This is a genomic window from Vibrio zhanjiangensis (genome assembly GCF_030161235.1).
Taxonomy (GTDB): domain Bacteria; phylum Pseudomonadota; class Gammaproteobacteria; order Enterobacterales; family Vibrionaceae; genus Vibrio; species Vibrio zhanjiangensis.
On record NZ_BSPW01000084.1, the window covers coordinates 92,187 to 114,310 of the forward strand.

The following is a 22,124-nucleotide window of genomic DNA, read 5'->3' on the forward strand; positions in this document are numbered from 1 at the left end:
AATCAATATAAGCCTTTTAACTAAAGAAGAATCACTGTTCTATTTTACTTGGCGAGTTGATAAATAATTGTTTTAAATAATTTATTATTATTCTTCCATCAATTGGTCTAGATTTTTACCATTTTTAAACCGCATGATGGTTGGAATGCCCCTAATTCGATACTTTCTCGCGAGATATAGCCGCCCTCTTGTATCAATCTTTACAAATCGTACGTTTTTCACCCACTTATTTTGAGCTCAACCATGTCAGATGATGTGACTCGTGTCCAAAACGTCAAAATCCTTAATAAATCCGGCACATTACCTATTGATTTGGTAAGAATGACAGCCGCCTTTCCTGTAAAATACCCCAGAGAGTTTGTCTTTTTTCAAGCACTTCGGTGTATCGGTATCTAATGGATGGACAAACAATAGATAGGGCCAAGTCGCGCTGACTGAATCCCCATAAGCGAATATTGCCCGCTTAAGGTGATAACCAATGTTTTGGAGTAAGTAATGAGATTAAGTTGTCGGTTTATTTTAGCGAATCAACTCAAGCCTGAGCACCTGTCCTATATTGTGTTACCAGAAAAAGTACCGTGGCAAATGCGGGGTTACAAAAACGCCAGTGAGGTTCACGCCTTGTTGCCGGCTTTTTTGCAGCGTCCTCTTGAACCCTATAAAAAGCGAGATGTAGCTTCATATCTTGAACGCTTAAAAGGAGAGCTTAAAAAAGGCCAGTCGGTGGCGCTCTCTATGTCCCCTCATTCTTCGCCTGTGTCGGCCACTCAATTAAGCAGCATGCCACTTTTGGCAAAAAAAGTTGCAGAGCTTCAAGAGGCGCCCGTCACTTACAGAAAAGCAAACTATGCGCCAATTACCGATAACACAACGCTCGCACGAACTATTACTTATGTCCCAACCGAGCCGACCCCAGAGCACAAAATCGTGGTTGAATTCGCTGGACAATGGAACAACACACCGACTTATTTGTCCTTGGGTCAGACCAGTAAGCAACACAATGCTAAGGCCAGCCCAAAGCGCGATAGAGAAACATCTCACCGAAGTCTAGCTACTTTTAAGGGGTTAGAGACTGAAAACAGAAGTTTGTATCTCAATATTCCCTGCTCAGGACTCGCACCTATCCAGCTAAAGTTGGCCGATGATATTGAGCCTGTAGAAAAAGACACCCAAATGGCCGAGTGGGATAATGTACTCATCCCTGTTTTGCCTGTTGTTAAGAACAGCAGTGGCATGGCGCTGCGTGACCAAGGCTATATTTATGTCGTTTGGAACAACAAGGTATGGCGAGAGTTAGCCATTCAGCCCAATGGCTATTTTCGTGATATAAACCTTGACTACTATCAGCAGAAAGAACTCACTTTCCGCCACCTTAATATTGACCTAAGTACGGTACTTAACGATCATCATTACGGCTCGGAGCCATTTGAGATCAAACAAAATGGCAAAGTGGTGTGTCGCAGTGAGTTGTCTGAAAATGAAACCGAGCGTGTGTTTGGTTTAGTCGAAAAAGAGGTTGAACTTGTCTTCCCCCATTTAGACCGAGAGCCGATAACCTTAAAAACCCTGTCAAGCCCACACAGAGTTGATCAAGGCAATCAACGAAAGCCCGATGGGGTGCCACTGCCCCATATTTGGGTTCCCTACAAACTCAAAGGTGAGGTGCAAGATTCGTTGTTTTTGCACTACAGCGAACAAGCGCTAAGTAATGACCAAGTCATGGCTCTTGAAGCGGACCCTGTCTCTTGCGCGATACCGCTCAGTGAGTTGAGTCACTACAGCGAGAGCCAAGCCTTTTCGGAATCAGGAGACAAGGTTCTATGTTTGTCGCATCCGGCGCAAGGCGCAAGTGGAGGCGCATTACTTAATGCGCAACATAAAACCAATATTGCAGGCGTTAATTTGCCTAATTCCGGTGGACTAGTGATTGAGTATCGTAAAGAGCTGGCCGTGGACGAACCCGATGATTTCTTTGAATTGAAAAACGCACAATTCGAGTGGTCTTCTCGCGCGTATTTCCGCTCTGCGGCAACCAATGAGCAAGGCAATTTGATGCTCAGGTTTGCCGCCCCGCCTCCTGAAGTCAAACAGGTGGATATTTTCCGTGCAGCCCACAGCGATCATGGTCGCGGCGCCCAGCACTACGTATTGGTCGAAGCCAATGTGCCGGTTTCTGAACTTATAGGATAACAACAATGAAAAAATGGTTTATTGGGTTGATCTTGGCTGCCCAGTTGGTTGGGTGCGGCGCAGAATCTGACCAAGAAAACACGCCGCCTCGTCAATATACCAAACAAGAATTGTACCCCGATCGCCATTATGTGACGGAAAACAATTGGTATGAAATAGTAGACAGCGAAAAAATTCACTTTATCGATGGTAAGGATCGCAGCCAAATTCAACCCTTTCCCAAATATTATATTTATCGCGCTAAAGAGTGGCCGAGAGAAGATCTCAATGATGCCAGCTCGTATGATTTGCCTCGGGTTCAATTTTACTGGGCCAATATGGGCGATAAGCACGACCCTATGTACACCGCCTATGAAGGTCAAACCAAAATCTGGAGCATGAAAACCGATGGCACGGACTTGCGCTTAGTGTTGGATAATATGACTACAGGCGGCTACGGGAAAATGGTGCGCTCGCCAGATAACCGTTATCTTGCGTATGGCAATGGGGACGAAAAACGGGTGTACGATTTAAAAACCGGTCAGACTTATTCATTGGCCGATAATTATGGTGTTCCGCGTTTTGTTTGGACCGAAGACAGTAAAACACTGTATTTCGCTGATACCAGAAGCCTTATTTATAAATGGGATATTGAAACCAAACAGGTGGTGCCGTCTGAGCTTAAAATGACGGATACCAATGTTTTCTTTGGTGGTTATCGGTATGTCGTTGCAGCCACGGGGCTAATCAAGTTTGCGCCCTTTTCAAATGATGTGGTATCGAGAGCTTCTTGGCGTATGCCAAATGAACTAGATGTTGAGGATGCTATTTCTGTAGACCGTTCCATTAGCCCCACCGGTAAATATGCTTGGGCGGCCAGTCGAAAATATCACTTTAAAGCTGATATGGAAAAAGAAACGGCGCAAAGAATGAAATCGAGCATGATGCCTTATATTTTAGGCCTCAATGGCCGCTTTGGTGGCAGCAAACATATGACCACCTTTACCGTAAGAGACTATCAAACAGACAAAGCATGGCGTTGGCGGCCATTGGGTATGAACCGAACCATAGAGCATAATAGTTTGTATAACGCCTTTGCCAATAATGGTCTCTGGTTTAAGGAGGCCCAATCATGATAAACACCGAAAAACTCCGCCCCATTCCCTACAGGATAACAACAATGAATAAATGGTTTATCGGGTTGATCTTGGCTGCCCAGTTGGTTGGGTGCGGCGCTGAATCTGACCAAGAAAATACACCGCCTCGTCAATATACTAAACAAGAATTGTACCCAGATCGCCATTATGTGACGGAAAACAATTGGTATGAAATGGTAGACAGCGAAAAAAATCACTTTACCGATGGTAAGGAGCGCAGCCAAATTCAACCTTTTCCCAAATATTATATTTACCGCGCTAAAGAGTGGCCAAGAGAAGATCTCAACGATGCCAGCTCTTATGATTTGCCTCGCGTTCAATTTTACTGGGCCAATATGGGCGATAAACACGACCCCATGTACACCGCCTATGAAGGGCAAACCAAAATCTGGAGCATGAAAACCGATGGCACTGACTTGCGCTTAGTGCTGGATAATATGACCAGTGATGGCTATGGGAAAATGGTGCGCTCGCCAGATAACCGCTACCTTGCGTATGGCAATGGTAGAGAGAAGCGGGTGTACGATTTAAAAACCGGTGAGACTTATTCATTGGCCGATTATTATGGTGTTCCGCGTTTTGTTTGGACCGAAGACAGTAAAACACTGTATTTTACTGATACCAGAAGTCTTATTTATAAATGGGATATTGAAACCAAACAGGTTGTGCCGTCCGATCTTCCAATGACGGATACCAATGTGTTTTACGACGGAAGCTTCTACTCTGTAAAATCAGCTGGCGCAGTTAGGTATCGAGGTGCCTCCAATGACATCGTTAAAAAAGTCACTTGGTTTAAAGGGCTTGATGTGGAAGATGCAATCTCTCTCGATCGTTCCATTAGCCCAACCGGTAAATATGCTTGGGCTATCAATAGAACACATCTTTTTAAAGTTGATATGGAAAAAGGAACGGTACAAATGATCAAATCGGGCATGATGCCTTATATTTTAGGTCTTAATGGCCGCTTTGGTGGCAGCAAACATATGACCACCTTTGCCGTAAGAGACTATGAAAAAGATAAAGAATGGGAATGGCGGCCATTGGGTATGAACCGAACCATAGAGTATAATAGTTTGTATAATGCCTTTGCCAATAATGGCCTCTGGTTTAAGGAGGCGAAGTAATGGGTAAGCAATATACCGATGAGTACTTTCTATTTGGCACTTACTTTCGCACCTCACTTAATGAGTCCGGAGACCGCTTCTTTGATGAATGGCATCAATCCTCAGACTTAACTTCAGAAGCTTCGCTCAGTGGGAAAATTCGCCCTATTCCTTATGCGCCAGTAATGGTTAATGCAATAACTGGGGTCGATAATCGCCAGCTTTGGGCCACCAATCAAATTGGTAAACTAATGAACTTAGGCCTTGGCCAGCCAAGTAGTGATAGCTTAGTCCCTGAGCCGGAAAACCAGCAAATGGCCGATACCACAGACCTCATTTTATTGCACCATGGCTCGCGGGTAACCCGCCTAAACAGTCAAGATTATGAGCTGAGCTTTCCGCCTGTTAAACTGCTGGCGCATTTAATCAGTGATACTGCTATTTCAGTCACGCAGTTAGGTGGCGCGCTAAAATCCTTGGCAAAAGAAGTACTACCAAAGCATCGGGGTGTAAACTTTACTCCAACCCAAATCTTACCAAGCCAGCTTGCCCCTGCCTATCAAACCAGTGCTGGCAACCCCTTAACCGAGGATCAGCAGGCGTATAATCACTGGCGCGAAGAAAAAATGGCCACGCCAGAGACGCCGATTAAGGGCTTTGTGGTGCCAAGCTATCATACTCTGGCTGTGGTATTTAGTGACCCACTGTATAACGGCGCTGAGGTTTCGCTGATTCGGCCAATCGACGATATTGATGCTGAAAATCCACAGGCCGCCACTGAAGAGCTGGTGGCGAGTACATGGGTAGTGAAAACAGCCAAAGAGGGCAGTCAAGACTATTTGCCTTGCGCGTTATTTAACCTTGACCCTGAAGAAATAGACACTGGCTTTTATTTGTTGCGCATTAAATTTTGGCAAAAAGAGTACGAGCAAATAAATCAAGGCACTAAGCTGCCAGATAGCGTCACCAAAAGCAACCTCAGCCATGATTTTTGCAAAAAAAAGGTCACAGATGATAAAGCTCAAGATGTTTACTCCTATGAGCTGCATGAACGCTTGGTTTTTCGCGCCAACGGTGGGCTGGGTAAAATTGCCCATGTGTGCGGCGATATGCTCTCGCTTGAAGAATTGATCATCCATCAATTTCCTAATCAATTGCCGGAGTACCAAGATTACGCCAGCGAAGGTAAGTTCTATCAGGCCGATGCCGTGGCGGGCATTGGCGCATTTTCTCTTTCAACCCAAGCGTTCAAAACCTACGACGCGCTGGCAAACGATGTGAGCTTAATGGACGGCCTTGCGTTTATTGAGGCACCGGCTGAAATTGCCGCCACCATAGGCAGTGCGTTTAAAGATAACATCGACCAAGAGTTTATCCCTGAGATTGCGCTTGCGGGCATCGCTTTTAGAGAAGCGGTATCGGCCAATCGAGAGGCGTTTAAAACGTGGAACCAAGCCCAGCGTATTGCGCGGCGAAACCTCACCTTTGAACAAACACTAGCGCTGATTTTTAAAAAGAAGGTGGTTGATGGCGCTTACCTAACGCGTGAGCTAGAGGCGATGAAAACCCTCTACCAAAACAAAAAGTACACCCGAGTGATAGGGCGGTTGTCTCAATCATGGGGGCTAATCACTTCCAAAGGATTGCCAGCTCTTAATACTGCCGCTGAGATGATGGCGTTTTATAATCAGTATCAAAGCTTTTCCGAAATGAAAGACAGCGCCGACAGTGCGTTTAAACAGCTAGAGCAGTTGTCACAAAGTTACTTACAGCAAGTGACCTTTGTGCGCAAATCAGACCAAAAAAACAAATGGCAGAGTAAAGCCGAATCGTTGCAAGACCAGCTTGGAGAGGAGGCGCGTATTCGCGTCGATAAGCAAGGCATTGCGGTGAATCTTAACTTCCAATTTAACTCGGCTGAGGTCAGTAATCAGCAGCACCCTCTGAACAGTGATTTTGACCGCCTTTGTGAGAAGTTGTGTGGCCTTTTAGAAGCGAATCTAAGTTATCAGGTGGTGATAGAGGGGCACGCAGGGCCAATAGGCAGTGAGAAAAACAATCAAAAGCTGTCTAAGTGGCGAGCGCAACACGTTACCGAAAAAATAGTCAGTTATGCCCAAGATAGCCAAGCGCTCGAAAAGCGCATTCATTATGTCTATTTTGGCAGTACGCGCCGTTACTACGACGATGAAAGCCAATATCAAGATCACGATGACCGCTCCGACAGTGCAGATATTGCCATTGACCGCCGAGTAGAAGTGCGTTTAGTGGTCCCTGATTTTGCCGTGTCTTTACCCCCAAGTCGCACAGGCACGCTCAAACTAGAGAGCTTGCATCAGCTATGGCAGGGCTACTTGATAGACGCAGACAAACAGCAAGGTGACATGCTGCAATCGGCGATTGGTGCGCTGTGCAGTATTGCTATGTTTACCCCGCTTGCGCCGGCGGCAGGTGCCTATTTTATCGGCTCAGCCGGCTTGGATGTATTAGACACCGCCTTTACCTTGCTCGATGAAATCAATAGTTCAAGAGTGTATACCTCGTTTAAAGAGGCGTTTGAGAAGAAAAGTGAACTTAAGACACTGGGTAAAATCAACCGCAGCATCATTCAGCAATACCTTAACATCAATGAAAAGATTGAAGCCCAAGAACTCAATGCCGAGCAATTGGCCGACCATCTAGACAATCAAGACTTGCCAAAAGAGCTGTTAAAGCGTTTTCTTCTCAGAGCCTATGCGATTAATAGCTTGGTTGAGCTTTTGGCGCGTATCCGTTTAAAAGAAACGTTCAACCCTTTTACAACGCGCGGCAGTATTGTTAAAGATTACCAACTTGACCATTTTATTGAAACCTATGTGATGAATGATAACTGGGAAATTCCTGAGCATGACTACAATACGCTCGCGCACAATTGGCTCAATCGTTTCTCTTCGTCATCACATCGCCGCGACCCTTATTATGTCAGTAGAAGGAGCATCAGCGGCGCATTTCATACTGGCTTTCCTGTCCAAACCGCCATTTATCTCGACAAAGGCGAAAAAGCGCTTGAGAAATTCAGCAAAGACTTTGATATGTCTAAGCCTGATTTGACGGCGGCTGATGTTGGTTTTAGCCGCCTTTTGGTGTTTGATGACGAGACTAACGCTTGGCTGTCTCATGCCGATTGGCTCAAGCAGCAACGCACTTTAAATAAGCCTAGCGCTGGAAAAATAGGGCCGTTTACACGGGTTAAAATTCAGGTACTGCTCACCGCAGCGGCCTCAGATGACAGCAAAACGCTCTTTCATTGCGATCTCTCTTACGAGGTGTCTCGCTTGTTGTTTGATATTGAAGGCCCTTCATACAGTTTGCTCATGGGGCCAAAACAACAAGGCGATTTTACCTTACAAGACAGCCAGCTTGAGGACTATTTTGCCAAACAGGGCAAGGAGACATTGACGGGATTTGAATTTGAGCCGACGTATTGGTTCGGCGCATTAGAAATACCTGGGCTAAAACCCTTATACCAAACCAACCTTATCGAAGATATTCGCTCACTCGCCGATGAACGTGAGGCGTTTGATTTGTGGGTTGAAAGCAATGGCGCTCACCAGCTGGAATACTTGTTTAAGCTCAACGGTAAGATTGTTCTCGCGACAAGGCCGGATACACAAGTTCTCACCTTGACGCGTGAGGTGCCTGCAAGGGATGCCCGTTTTGATTATGGCGTGTTTGACGAATCACAAAGTAAAGCACTGTATGATGGTCAGCACATGCAGAAGGTGCGCCTAAAAGGGTCCGATCTCTTGATTGAGGATTTCATTACCAGCCCATCGGTTAACCAAAGAGAAAACACCCCTCCAATTGTGGGTGGAGATTTGATATTGCTCCCTGCGCTGAAAGTTGGCTCTGAGCTGAAGTTTTTCAAGCAAGGCACCCGCAGCTCAATGTCGTTGTTTGAGCAAGGTGTCGCCTTTGATAGCGATAGCTTCGATTGGTCGAAAGAAACACCCGCCTCGCTATATTTTGCTGTGATCTCGGACGAGTTTGAGAAAGAGACTTACCAAACCATGCATCTTGATCCTATGAGTGTCCCTGTAGAAATACAGCTTGGCGGGCTTGAGAAATGTGCAGGGCCAAAAATGGCCAGTCGGATGCATTATGTCGGTCAGGCTGAGGTTGGGATAGAGCGGCCCCTCACTAGCCCTTATGAAACGCCAAGTTATATGATGACATGGAAAGAAAGTGAGCCAGAGGACAGTGAGACCTTAGAGGCCGATCTTGTCAGCTTTGCAAGTCAGGCACTAGAGCAAATCAGCCAAGAACGTGAGGAACTAAAAGATAGGCTCATGGGTTGCGGTGATAAATTTGTTCATGTGATGAAATTTGATCTTGCTTATGTCGCGCCAAACGGTCGAAAACTCAATGGACTGCGTCCTTTTGGTGACATAGTGTCACAGGGTGGCTTAACACGTTCAGAAATTACCTTGCTCAGTGTGGCTCAGCGCGATGTTGCGACAGAGTTTGAGCTGGAAATACAGCCAATAGCGCTTCCGGCGTCAAAGTCACTCGTTTCTGGTATGCCATGGTCGCAAAGTGTCGAGCGCGAGCAGATATACAATGAATCGGCCGCCCGTCATTGGCGCACCCTTACGGATGAGCAAAAACGCAGCGAATGGCTAGAAAATTGGATCACCAAAGAAACCATTTCACTCGAAGCCCCCGTCGCCGAGCTTAAGGTTTAAACCCAAAATAAGACGGTAGAAACCCAAAGCCGTATCTCAGTTGAGATGCGGCTTTTTTAATTCAGATACGCTGAAAATTTGTTGTAAATGCTCAAAATTCATATGAAATTTATATGTTTTGGATAAAGCAAGATGTCGCCTTATGCAACCAGATCGTATATCATCACAAGCCTATGATCTTTTTGTGGTATTGATAGGCAGTGGCTAGTGAGCATTAGAAGAGAAAGCTCAAAAAATATATTGGAATCTTGGCATTTAGTGGAGTTTTTTCAAGCCTACTCAGTACCAGATAAAGAAGACAGTAAAATTGCACCAGTAAACGTGTCTGGTCTCGAATTACAGTCACATGGCAATCATCTGCTTCCTTGGTTAAATCCAGCGATTCGTGATTCACTTGGTATTACTCTGGGTAAAAAATGCGTTTATACCCTTTATTTGGGGCTGTTCGATAAATCTTCGATAGATAAAAAAGTTGCACAATACTTTTCTACTAACAATCAGGACGACTGCGCTTGTGAAGAAATAGAGCAAAGAAGAGACAATGAAGGAATGTCTTGCTTTGCTAAGTTGATGTTGGATGAGTTTGGTGCACCTCGTCTAGATACTTTTTCGGTGAGCACATTACCTTGGGCTTTAGCCGAGTTACTCGAGGGCAGAGCTGGGGCAATATCTCAGGAACGATTTGATACAAGGTGCGACGACCTAAAAGAGTTTGTGGAGCGCTGGGAAACGACCTTGCCTAGCCATCCTAGCTTAGAGGGTAGGTATACTCTTTGTGTGAACAGCCTAATGAACTTAATAGAGGGACTTTATCAATGGGCTGGCATCTCTAATCAGGACTTATTACTCTCTGAAAACTCAAAGGTTTACCCGTTTCAGATGGCTTTTTACGAGTACGAAACTAAGTCTGATAACCTTTTAGCGGACAAAAACAAGCCAGAAAATACTCAAGACGATAGTGAAGATGACTCTTATGAAGATGATCCTATTACTGATGACTCTCAGCTCCCCATTCTAAACAGCTTTTACATTCGAGATATAGAGCGCGCGATTAATTCAATTGCGACTGGCAGGACTAGCAAACCTCTTCAAGCTTATCTAGGACAATCCAGCTCCAAGCATGTTGATCTGTATACCAATGATTCTATTCCTCTAATTCATAAGCATTTGAACCCTAAGATGACGCCAGAAGGTCGATGGTTGACAGAACCTGTACATAATATGTCCTTAATGCAGCAGTTTGCCATCAATACTGTATTCACGGAGCTAAAAACAGGTGGTGTTATCTCCGTTAACGGGCCTCCTGGCACAGGTAAAACTACGTTGCTGCGAGATATCATAGCGCAAAATATTGTAGAGAGAGGGAAAGTTTTAGCTTCTTTGTTCAAAAGCTCGAGATGGGTTAAACCCAGAAGGGTTCCTTGTTGAAGAACTCACTGATTTTGAAATGGTGGTTGCATCATCGAACAATGCGGCGGTTGAAAACATCTCTAAGGAGCTACCTCAAATAAAATCAATAGGCAGCAGATATTTAGATACCAGTTTCTTTCGTTCTGTAGCAAACCAAATTAGTGCAGATGAAAAGAAAGGTCGTTTACAACCTTTGGATGAGGAAAAGCAGACTTGGGGAAATATCTCTGCCGTTATGGGGGCTTATAAAAAGAGGAATAGATTTCTTGAGCGCTTTTTCTTTAAATACCACTATCAAAAAGGCAAAGAACCAGAGGCTAGAGAACCTTCTTTAGACTTCTTGAATTTTTGGCAATATCGCTCAACTTATACAGGACCTTCTTTTCACCAAGCCAAAAAAAATTTTAACGACAAGCTATCTCGTTTTCATGAGCTTAATGATAAGTTAGCCTACTTCGATAGCCTGCAAAATACTTTCGATGCAAAGCGATTTGATGTTGATTTAAATCGAATGAACTTAGCTCTAAATGAATTAGAAAACTATGCTCATTCGCTATCTGTAGAGCTAGATATCCTAAATTCAACCAGAAATTCTGAAGCGAAAAGGGAAGAAGAAATTTCAATTTCCCTAGAGTTGCTGAGGCTTAATTCTCCCAGTTGGTTCAGTCGCTTCTTTAACACCAAGAATAATAAACAATATAAGATCTCGCTATCGCACAAACTTAGTGAACTCGAAAATGTCAAAAAAGCGATTCGGTTGATTGTTGGTGATGTTGAGGCCAAACAAATCGAGATAACAGCATCTACAAAGAAAATTTTACAGCAAAAGCTTGACATTCAATCCAAAGAGGCTGAAAAGCAAAAGCTTTCAGATGAATTAAATACTTATAGAATGGAGTTTAAGGCGTATCACTTACCTGAAATTACCGATGATATCGAGTGTCATGACAGACAGAGACATGCTTGCTGGCAGCATGACAAGATAAATGCCTTGAGGTCAGACGTGTACGCGGCAGCGTTACAGCTTCACGAGGCTTGGCTCATAGAGGTAAGTAATCAAAATACCTTTCTAAATCAGATATATAAAGTTAAGGATGTCGTGTTAGGCAAGAGTAGTGATAATGCTCTGGCGATTTGGCAGATACTATTTATGTTTGTCCCCGTGGTTTCGACGACTTTTGCTTCATTCGGAAACATGTTTTCTAAGCTGCCTCCAGAGTCTCTAGGTTGGTTGATGATTGATGAGGCTGGGCAAGCAATACCGCAAGCAGCGGTTGGTGGTTTACTTCGTGCTAAGCGAGCAGTGGTTGTTGGAGACCCTTTACAGATCGAACCTGTATTTACTTCACCACCAGAGTTAATTGACTACTTAATGCAATCTAAGTTGCAAGAGGAATCAAAGCTGTGGGACCCTTGTATGTGGTCAGTTCAGACGTTAGCCGACCGAGTTAATCCATATGGTTGTATGATAGATATGAACGGCGAAGGTCAATGGATAGGAATACCCTTATGGGTACATCGTCGATGTATCGAACCAATGTTTAGTATTGCGAATGAAATAGCTTACAACAATCGCATGATACACGGTTCTGTTGAAGATAAAGATATCGAGCCAATAACTCATAAGGTGTTAGGACACAATCGCTGGAATGATTCACAAGGAGACTGTGTACTGAAACAGTACAAACGTGAGTTGGGTGAAGAGGTTAAAGCTCTTTTACTCGAGTTAGCAGCACACAACGGTGACTTGAGCAGTATCTATCTAATAACACCGTTTAAAGCGGTGAAAAGAGAGTTGAAAGAAGAGCTAAGACGTAGTAAATCGCAGTTACTCAGTAATTCGAGTTGGACTGGAAAGAAGTTTAATGACTTTTTGAAAAACAACGTCGGGACGGTGCATACCTTCCAAGGTAAGGAGAACAATACCGTTATTTTGGTGCTCGGCTGTGATGAAAGAAATAGTGGCGGTGCATCTTGGGCTTCTTCGAAACCAAACTTATTAAATGTTGCTGTTACTCGAGCCAAAAAACACTTGATTATCATCGGCGATATCCAAGTGTGGTGCGATAAAAGCTATTTTGATAAGGCTTACTTGAAGCTGATTGAATTGGCACATAAAAATACATCAAAAATAGATGGTTCAACTCACTTACGTTGGGCGAGTGATGACATTTATGCGGATGGAAGGCTATTACCTCAAGAAATTGCTCCTGAACTGAGTTAATGAAATTATCACCTTGAAGTGCTTGTCTTCGTAGTTTCTCGGACTCATAAGTAAATCAATATAAGGAAAGAATGTGGAACATTTAGAAATATCTATTTTGGGTTCAATCCAGAAAAATAACTTTGCTTCTTGGAAGTTGGATTTACTTGAACAAATAGCGTCGACAAATCTAGAACTCGAAACCGACAATGATTTTGCTACTGCGTCAGATAATGTTAAATCATTAAAAATAGCTGAAAAAACGTTAAAAGAATGTAAGATTAAGGCTTTAGAGCAAACGCATGATATTCAACAACTTTTTTCAGCAATTGATGAAGTCTCAGAAACAGCGCGGGAAACTCGTTTAATTTTAGAACGTCAAGTCCGAACGAGAAAACAGCAGATAAAATCTGAGCTCGTGACCCAAGCACAGCTAAAGCTTGTCGATTACTGTAAAGCAAAATCTGAAATATTCTCGTATTTGGATCAAGAGCAGTTTACTGCGGTGAGTAAGTTGGAAGCTGCCATAAAAGGTAAAGCCTCTTTGAGTGGGGTGGAGAGAGCTCTGGACACTAAAGTTAAGGAGCTAATGCAAGAGATCGACGCTCAAGAACAGTTCGCTCATGAGAGTTATCAGTTTATTTCAAATCAGAGTGACCAGCATCGTGTACTACTTCAAGATATGCAGTATCTTTTGTCTCTGCCGTTACCTGAGTTGAAATTAACCGTTGAGAATAGAATTGTTAAACTTTCTGAGCAGCAAGCGCTGAAAAGTGCTCAAGAATCTGAATCAGAGTTGCTAGTAGCCTCATGTGAAGCGGTTCATGGTGCTCGTAGCGAAACCATAAGCAATTATGTTATTTCTATAGAGGTTAGTTCGACCCGTTCAGACGCAATCGAAATTGCTCGATCAGTGAAGCAGCATTTGACAGCCCGAACGCAGGTTACCGATATTAAATTAAATATACAGCGTGACTAAATGAGCTCTAATAAAGCAGCCATGACTGACCCCAATTTTAGTTTGAGGCTGGGTGTTGTGCGCATTTCACTGGTCCAGCAAGGCAAGCGAACATACGCACTGATCTGGTGTTTTTTATTTTTTTAAAGCCTCACTAAGCCATTGCTTAAACTGACTTTTAGGCAGTGCGCCATTTAAAGAGTCGACCCTTTTACCATTTTTGAACAACATTATTGTTGGAATGCTTCTAATTTGATATCTAGCAGCTAGGTTTGTTTGGCTTTCTGTCTCTATTTTTACAAATCGAACGTTTTCTGCGCACTCCAGTGCAACATCGGAAAAAATGGGCGCAAAGCCCACACAAGGGTTACACCACGGCGCCCAAAAGTCGACGACGACAGGTTGTTCACTGTTTAAAATCGCATCGAAGTTGGCATCCGTTCCTTCTATCGGAAAACCATCAAGCAGTGTGCTTGAGCATTTCCCACATTTGGGGCTTTCAGATACTCTTTCATTAGGGATTCGATTCATACTCTGGCAAGAAGGGCTGCGTGTATTAAATGTCGACATGATTGTTTTCTCGTTTAGTTTTCTACGCAACTGTGAGCTTGATTCTATCAATCAGGTGACATTGAAGATAGTCGGTAGTTATACTTTGAAAATATAAATGTTCCAACCGATTATGTTGGCTATCTAACACAATAAAAATAAAGGTTTCGAATGACTACAACATACGCAGAAATTACGGGTTGGGGTAAGTGCCTTCCACCGACCATTTTGTCTAATCAAGATTTGGGCAGTTTTATTGATACGTCAGATGAATGGATTAAAGCCCGAACTGGGATTGAAAACCGTCGAATCAGTCATGTTGATACCTCAGAACTCGCGACCGTTGCCGCCAAACATGCCATCGCATGTGCTGGTTTGCAAGTGAGTGATATCGATCTTCTCATTATCGCAACCTGTTCACCAGATTCCCTTATTCCTAATATGTCTTCTAAGGTTTCACAAAACTTAGGAATGGAAGGAACAATGGCGTTTGACCTAAATGCAGCGTGTACTGGTTTTTTGTATAGCCTAGAAACGGCAACCCGAATGATGCAATCAGGAAGTTATTGCCATGCTTTAGTTATTGGTGCCGAGCGACTGTCATTTTTTATTGATTGGTCCATGCGAGAAACCGCCGTGTTATTTGGTGATGGAGCGGGGGCTGTTGTGCTCAGTCAATCTGAAGCAAAAGTGGGGTTGCAAAGTGCGCAACTTGGCTGTGACTCTCAAGGAAGAGATATTCTGTCTGTGCCGAAATTTGGTAGCTCAATGAACCGTTTCGCTGCGGATAATGGGTACTGGGAATTCAATTTTGTTGGAAAAGAAATTTTTAAACGTGCGGTAAAAGGCATGGGCGCGGCAGCGCAGACTGTGTTAGCAAGTAGTCAGCTTTCAACACAAGATATTGATGTGGTTATTCCGCACCAAGCGAATCTTCGAATTATTCATACGCTTTGTGATTTATCTGATATCGATCGAAGCAAAGCATTTGTCAATATTAATAAATATGGTAATACGTCTGCGGCGACAATTCCGATTGCGTTATGTGAAGCCTTAGAGCAAGGACGAGTCAAATCGGGTGACGACATACTGTTTGCCGCTTTTGGGGCTGGTTTGACGTGGGGCGCAGTACATCTAAAATGGGGAGAGCGTGTCACGCCAATTGATACGAGTCATTCTGCACTGCCTGAGTGTAAAAAGTCGGCGCTTGAGTTGATTGACGAAGCGGTCCAATTTTGCAAAAAACACAGTAAGTTCTGATAGCAAAAACCTTCTAGTGGTTGGGCGCATCACAATGCTATGATGCGCTTAGGACTATGATTCAAACTTAGGAATGAAATGAAGTTTCTCCACACCTCTGACTGGCATATCGGACGTCAATTCCACGGTGTTTCTCTTCTTGAAGACCAAAGAGCAGTGTTAAGCCAATTAATTGATTATATTTCAGAAAATCCAGTTGATGCGTTAGTGATTGCGGGAGACATTTATGATCGCTCGGTTCCGCCAACAGCAGCCATTGAGTTAATGAATCAATTTGTTGGCCGAGTGTGTGATGAGCTAAGCCTACCTATCATTCTCATTCCTGGTAACCATGACGGTGCTGAAAGACTTGGCTTTGGTTCATCTCAAATGAAGGGCTCTGGACTCCATATTTTATCAAGCTTTGACGACATGACTCAGCCTGTTGTCATCACTAGTGATATTGGAGAAGTGGCTTTTTATGGTATGCCGTATAACGACCCTGAAATGGTACGCCATTATTTCAAGCAACCCGTGTCGACGTTCGATGATGCGCACAAATTCTTGGCCGATGAAATTAAGTCTCAATTTAGCCCAAAGCAGAAAAATGTATTGATCAGCCATTGTTTTGTTGATGGCGCCATAGAATCTGAGTCGGAAAGACCGCTTTGTATTGGCGGATCTGAGCGAGTGAGCCATGAGCACTTTGTCGACTTTGATTATGTGGCCCTAGGACATCTTCACCAACCACAAAAAAAAGGCCAAGATTATATCCGATATTCAGGCTCTCTAATGAAGTACAGTTTTTCTGAACAACATCAGAAAAAAGGGGTGACTTTAGTCGAGCTTGACAAAAATGGCTTTAAGTCGGCAACACATATTGATCTTAAAGCGCCGCATCAGATGCGAATTATCGAAGGTGAGCTGATTAATATCATTGAGCAAGCGAAAGAGGATTCCAATCATGAGGACTATTTATTGGTTCGTTTAATGGATACTCACGCCATTCTAAACCCTATGGAAAAGCTTCGTAGCGTGTACCCAAACGTATTACATATTGAGAAACCGGGCATGTTAATCGGTGTAGAGAAAGAGTTGGCAGCCGCCAAACTGTCGCGCAGTGAAATGGATATGTTTCGTGACTTTTTTAAAGAAACCCAGAATGTTGATTTGAGCCATGAGCAAGATGAGGCAATTTCGGATCTGATCATGCAGCTAAGCCATCAATAACAGGGCAAACGAATGAAACCACTATTGTTAACTCTGCAAGCTTTTGGTCCTTTCGCAACGACGCAATCCATTGATTTTCGACTGCTAGGCAGCAATCCTCTGTTTTTAATCAACGGTCCAACAGGGTCGGGCAAAACCTCTATTTTGGATGCGATTTGTTTTGCTTTGTACGGAGAGACGACCGGCAATGAGAGACAAGCAATTCATATGCGGTGTGATCTGGCCGATCTCTCAACACCAACAGAGATAACATTTGAGTTTGCACTATATGACAAACATTACCGTGTAACTCGACAGCCAGAGCAGCAAGTGCCTAAGTCGCGTGGAGAGGGTACAACAACACGCAAGCATACAGCGTCGCTTTACGAAATAACCGAAAGTGACAGATTAATTACCAGTAAAACAGCACAAGTAAAGCTAGAGATTACTCAGCTTATTGGCTTAAATGAAAGTCAGTTTCGTCAGGTCATGGTATTGCCGCAGGGAAAATTTCGTGAGCTATTATTGGCAAGTTCAAAAGACAGAGAAGCGATTTTTGGTCAGCTATTTCAAACCGATATCTACAAAAAAATAGAATTCGCTTTAAAAGATAAGGCTTCGGCTATTGTCACCGCTAAAGAAGAGTTTGATAACCAAATACAAGGCGCACTGAAAGTGGCTGAAGTGGCCTCAGAGCAAGAGCTGAAAGATAAGTTTGAGGAAGTCGCACAGCAACTGGTTAAAGCAAAACAAGAGGAAAAATCGAGCTTTGATCGTCTCAATCAAGCGAAAATTAAACTTGAGCAGTCGAAGATGCTGGCTGGTCAATTTTCTAAGCGAGATCATAGTCAAAAGAGCTTAAATCTGCATTTAGAGCAGCGGGATAAAATAGTAGAAATTACCTCATTGCTTGAGCTTGCTCTAAGCGCAGAAAAGCTCAATGTGCCGTATCAACATTGGCAATCATGCCTTAATCAAGTCAAGGCGCTGGAAAGTAAAATCTCGACTTTAAATATTGAAAGACAGCAAGCTCAAACTTACTTAACTTTGTGTGAGCAAGAATTTCAAAAAGCCACATTGAATGCAGAACAACTACCCAGATTAAATGAGCAACTTTTTCATTTAGCGCAAAGTAAAGAAAAACTAATAGAAGTAGACTTGCAGCAAGCAAATCTGAAAGTGCTTGAATCTCAGGGTAAAGAACATGTTCACACTATGGCTAAGTATCAAGCGCTAAAAGCTCAACTTTTCGAACAGTTACAGAAAAGTGAACGCGACTTAGATAGTGCAAGGAAAGGGACTACGGAGAAAGTCTCTCTTGAGGCTGATATTGCGAAAACCCAACGTTTATTGGCCGACCTGAGTAAGTTGAGATCTTTGGTCAATGAGCAGATACAGCTTACCAACCAAACTGGTACTATGCTCTTAGCTAAGCAGCTGTTAGAGAAAGATTTAGCAGAGAAACGCCAACATGCGGACAAGTTGGAAATGCATTGGCATAGTGCTCAGGCAGCAGTACTGGCTAAACGGCTGAAGTCGGACCAACCTTGCCCAGTTTGTGGCAGTTGTGAGCACCCGAGTCCAACAGAGTTTGAAGGTAAGGAAGTATATAAGCAGGATGTGCAACAAGCTCGTCAAGTTGAAACGGCGGCATTAGATCAATTTAATACAGCACTGAACGAATTGGAGCGTCATCATTCCTTGTGTGAGCAGCAGGAAAAACTGATTCAGTCATACAAACTGGAATTAGGTGATGATGCCGTTCTCGATATTGAATCGACAGAGCAAAAGCTTTCGCAGTTAAAGGCAAGATACCATGAACTTGATTCTATTGATGTGCCTAAGTTAGAAAGTGTCGCTGCGGAACTTAAGCAAAGGTGTGAAAACGGTGAGGCGAAAATAAACGCTCTTAGAGAAGAAATATCAGCTAATGAAGCAAAACTTGAAGCTCAAAAAAAACAGTTGGTTCAGCTTCGTGCCTCAATCTCTGGCTCATATGATTCGGTAGCTCAAATTGATGCCGTGTACCTCGATCTCCAGCAGAATATTGACCAGCTTAATAAAGCATTGAAAAGTGCGCAAGACTCACTGCATAATGCGACAGTAAGCTATTCCAATATTGAGTCTCAGATATCTTCTCACCAAGAGCTACTGACTGTGGCGTTCAACAATACGCAACTGGCTGAGACAGAGTGGGATTACGCTTTAAAGACCGTTTCTTTTTCCTCATTGGAGCATTTTTGGGAATGCCGTTCTAGTTCAGAGCAAATGCAACAATGGCGTGAGCAAATAGATCAATATAGCTCGACCAAGTTAAAACTCAAGCAAACTATTTATGATATTGAACAAGAGCTTGCCAACACTTCTCGGCCAAATCTAGAACAAGAGCAACTTAATGTTACGCTTCTTGAGTCAGAGCACGTTAAATGTCGAGGTGAACTAGATGCTGATCAATCGCTTTTCCATCGCTTGGAAAAAGTCGCTTCGGATATTGCCCAATTACGAACCAAAAACAGTAAACTCGACGAGGAATATAAGGTATACGGCACACTCTACGATGTCGCGAGCGGAAAAACAGGCAGCCGAGTCAGTTTACATCGCTTTGTGCTGGGTGTGTTACTTGATGATGTCTTGATTCAAGCTTCTCAAAGGTTGAGAGTGATGAGTCAAGGGCGTTATCAACTTATACGTAAAACAGAAGGCTTTAAAGGTGTCGCTGGCCGAGGATTGGACCTATCGGTTGAAGATGGATACACAGGTAAAACACGTGATGTTGCTACATTGTCAGGTGGAGAGTCTTTTATGGCGGCACTGGCTCTTGCTCTGGGGCTGTCGGATGTCGTTCAGTCATACAGTGGTGGAATAAGACTGGATACTTTGTTTATCGATGAAGGCTTTGGCAGTTTAGACCCTGAGTCATTGGATTTAGCGATGCAGATTCTAGTAGAGCTTCAGCAAACCGGTCGTATGATCGGCGTTATTTCTCATGTTTCAGAGCTCAAAGAGCAGATGCCACTGAGGCTGGATGTGAACTCATCAAGATCGGGAAGCAAGATTTTACTTGTTGGCGCATAAATGTTACCAGCTAGTCATTGTTACTCAATGAGAGAAGTTACTGTCTTTAGTGATTTGGTTGATACAGTAACGAACATTGACGTTGAAAGACAGAATATCCATTAGGACTTCTCTAACCATAATATATTGAGCATTTATAATATTTTTCACATCCAAGTTATTATTATGCTAGTATATAGAAAACATTGCTTATAAAAACTATTATGGAAAGTAAAACAATAGATATCTCGATTATTATATCAGCGAGAGATATTTCATATTCTATAATCAATACTATTGATTTATTAAAGATATGCAAACTTAATATAGAAGTAATTATTGTAATCTATAATATAGACGATAGCAATGTTAATAATGTATTAAATAAATACTCTGAATTAGATAGAGTTTCAGTCATAAAAAGCGACTTTCCTGAAAATGGATATTGTTTTAATTCAGGAATAAAAAACGCAAGAGGTAAGTACTTATTCTTCATGAAATCAGATGGATATGTTGTTGAAGATGGACTGATTTCTTTATTTGAACACGCGGAAAAGCACTGCTTAGATATGGCAATTGCTTGGGTAAAGTACATTGGAGGCAATGGAGCATATATAAAACCTTCCCATTTTCTAGGAAAAATCGATTCAACTACTTTTGAGGAAACTCCAAAACTGATAAAAAATATATTTCCTTTTAATAGGATATATAGGAAAGCATTTTTAATAAGTTATAACGAGTCAATTTTTTCAGATTTTTCTAATTACTCCAGTGATAGTAAGCCTTGTATTTATGGATATTACAAAGCAAAAAGAATAGGGTCTGTTGACAAGGTCGTCTATATAGAAAGTACCAAAAGGGACAAATACTTAATTGAAAATATAAAAGAATCTATTCTCATATCAAAGGATCTTGATAATTCTTTGAGTACTCTTGAGAAAGAAACTCAAAAAAAAATGAGAAAGTTTTTCTTCATAAAAGAATTAATTAGTGATATAGGTATATATTCTAAGACTAAGTCATTTAAAAATGAAGATATTAAGGATGTAAAAAGAATTCTTATATATAATTTCAACCTTCTTAAATACTTAAGTGCTGGAGAGTTGGATTTTTTAAAAAATATGTATCATAATAATTTAAAAAAACGTCATTTAATCTTCAATCTAAATTTTAGTGCATTTAAATATTTTTTTAGTAAAAAATCCATCATATATTACAATTTCATTAAGTCATTGCTATTATTCAATATTGGTTTTTTTTGTTCAAAAATTTTTAATGTAAACATTTCTCTTATAGGAGAAAGGGAAGGAAAAACAATATCTGATAATGGCTTTGCTTTTTTTAAAGGCGTAGGTAGGAGACTAAACTGTTATTTTGTCACTAGAGAGAAAAACATTGAAGAAGCGAGTAAGCATGGTAATGTCTTAAAGTATGGCAGTATCAGGCATTTATTTTATGTTGGACTGGCGAGAAGATACTTCTTTGACGTATCAATGTTAGATATTTCTCCTTATTGGAGAGTTCTCAATAAAAAGCCAAGAAATAGCAAAAAACTTATTTTTTTACAACATGGTGTTATGGCACTCAATCGCACATCATTCTATTATGATCATTATTCTATGACATGCAGGAATGAGCTTCCTGATATGCTTTGTGTTTCATCTAATTTTGAGAAAAATAGTTTTATTAGCGACTACTCATTTCCTGAAGATATTATTAAAGTCACTGGGCTTTCAAGGTATGACTATCTTCCTGAAGTTACAAACAAGCAATGCAACAACATTCTTTATATTCCAACTTGGAGAAATTGGCTGGAACATCAAAGCTTAGATGAATTTATAAAATCTCAATATTATCGTTCAATTATTGATCTAACGTCCAAATTATCAAAATGGGCAAGCGAAAATGACCATCAGATTACTTTGGTATTACATCACAAGATGTCTAAATTTGAAATGAACGTTAATCTTCCATGCGTTTCTTTTCGGTATATGTCAGATTTAAACTGGGAACATATGTTGTCTACAGGTAGGTTATTAGTCACTGACTATTCTTCTGTCGTATTTGACTTTATAAGATTAGGAAAGCCCGCGATCACTTATCCATTTGACAAAGAAGCATTTCTTGCTGTCCGAGGAGGGGAAATGATTACGGATAAAGAAACGCCCTTTTTGGCATCATGTAATAATAGCGACGAAGTCATTGAAAATATAGGAAAAATAATAAATGATAAGACAACCTATCTAAATGATGGCCAGGTTTTCTTTGATTATAATGACAGATTGAATTGCAACCGAATTTTAACAATGGCTGACGAGTTGGACAGAACTGAATTATAATTATGACTGT

Annotated in this window: 14 protein-coding genes; 12 read left to right on the forward strand and 2 right to left on the reverse strand. The window is 42.1% G+C overall.

Annotated features, from left to right (window positions below):
- Window positions 1–87 precede the first annotated feature (87 nt).
- Complete coding sequence (locus tag QQK21_RS18810; protein ID WP_284193716.1) at window positions 88–222, reverse strand: thioredoxin domain-containing protein; 135 nt, start codon at window positions 220–222, stop codon at window positions 88–90.
- A 21-nt stretch (window positions 223–243) separates the two neighbouring features.
- Between QQK21_RS18810 and QQK21_RS18815 the strand changes: the two genes are divergently transcribed.
- The 8 genes from QQK21_RS18815 (at window position 244) to QQK21_RS18850 (ending at window position 13,745) form a co-directional block, all read left to right on the forward strand.
- Window positions 244–396, forward strand: coding sequence for a hypothetical protein (locus tag QQK21_RS18815; protein WP_284193717.1), 153 nt, complete (start codon window positions 244–246; stop codon window positions 394–396).
- A 99-nt stretch (window positions 397–495) separates the two neighbouring features.
- Entirely contained in the window at window positions 496–2,190 is a 1,695-nt protein-coding gene (locus QQK21_RS18820; protein ID WP_284193718.1) for a hypothetical protein, read from the forward strand.
- A gap of 5 nt (window positions 2,191–2,195) precedes the next feature.
- Window positions 2,196–3,305: a TolB family protein gene (locus tag QQK21_RS18825; protein ID WP_284193719.1), complete on the forward strand. Its 1,110-nt coding sequence runs from the start codon at window positions 2,196–2,198 to the stop codon at window positions 3,303–3,305.
- A gap of 44 nt (window positions 3,306–3,349) precedes the next feature.
- Window positions 3,350–4,450 carry a TolB family protein gene (locus tag QQK21_RS18830; protein ID WP_284193720.1) on the forward strand — a complete coding sequence of 367 codons (1,101 nt, stop codon included), beginning with the start codon at window positions 3,350–3,352 and terminating at the stop codon, window positions 4,448–4,450.
- Entirely contained in the window at window positions 4,450–9,153 is a 4,704-nt protein-coding gene (locus QQK21_RS18835; protein WP_284193721.1) for an OmpA family protein, read from the forward strand. The genes QQK21_RS18830 and QQK21_RS18835 overlap by 1 nt, the downstream gene beginning before the upstream one ends.
- A 207-nt stretch (window positions 9,154–9,360) precedes the next feature.
- Window positions 9,361–10,581: a hypothetical protein gene (locus QQK21_RS18840; protein ID WP_284193722.1), complete on the forward strand. Its 1,221-nt coding sequence runs from the start codon at window positions 9,361–9,363 to the stop codon at window positions 10,579–10,581.
- Window positions 10,582–10,600: 19 nt separating this feature from the next.
- A complete protein-coding gene (locus tag QQK21_RS18845) occupies window positions 10,601–12,787 on the forward strand; it encodes a DEAD/DEAH box helicase (protein ID WP_284193723.1) in 2,187 nt (728 codons plus the stop codon).
- A gap of 73 nt (window positions 12,788–12,860) precedes the next feature.
- A complete protein-coding gene (locus QQK21_RS18850) occupies window positions 12,861–13,745 on the forward strand; it encodes a hypothetical protein (RefSeq protein WP_284193724.1) in 885 nt (294 codons plus the stop codon).
- Window positions 13,746–13,859: 114 nt separating this feature from the next.
- On the opposite strand, the gene trxC is transcribed toward QQK21_RS18850, so the two are convergent.
- On the reverse strand, window positions 13,860–14,294 hold the full coding sequence (gene trxC, locus QQK21_RS18855) for a thioredoxin TrxC (protein WP_284193725.1): 435 nt from the start codon (window positions 14,292–14,294) through the stop codon (window positions 13,860–13,862).
- 150 nt (window positions 14,295–14,444) lie between these two features.
- On the opposite strand from trxC, the gene QQK21_RS18860 reads away from it, so the two are divergent.
- The 4 genes from QQK21_RS18860 to QQK21_RS18875 all read left to right on the forward strand — a co-directional run bounded on the left by QQK21_RS18860 (window position 14,445) and on the right by QQK21_RS18875 (window position 22,114).
- The gene (locus tag QQK21_RS18860) at window positions 14,445–15,533 is read left to right on the forward strand and encodes a ketoacyl-ACP synthase III (protein WP_284193726.1); all 1,089 of its coding nucleotides are present in this window, start codon (window positions 14,445–14,447) and stop codon (window positions 15,531–15,533) included.
- A 78-nt stretch (window positions 15,534–15,611) separates the two neighbouring features.
- Complete coding sequence (locus QQK21_RS18865) at window positions 15,612–16,742, forward strand: exonuclease SbcCD subunit D (RefSeq protein ID WP_284193727.1); 1,131 nt, start codon at window positions 15,612–15,614, stop codon at window positions 16,740–16,742.
- Window positions 16,743–16,754: 12 nt separating this feature from the next.
- Entirely contained in the window at window positions 16,755–19,796 is a 3,042-nt protein-coding gene (locus QQK21_RS18870; protein ID WP_284193728.1) for an SbcC/MukB-like Walker B domain-containing protein, read from the forward strand.
- A 203-nt stretch (window positions 19,797–19,999) separates the two neighbouring features.
- Window positions 20,000–22,114 (forward strand): CDP-glycerol glycerophosphotransferase family protein, encoded by a 2,115-nt coding sequence (locus QQK21_RS18875; protein WP_284193729.1) that lies wholly within the window; start codon window positions 20,000–20,002, stop codon window positions 22,112–22,114.
- Window positions 22,115–22,124: the final 10 nt, after the last annotated feature.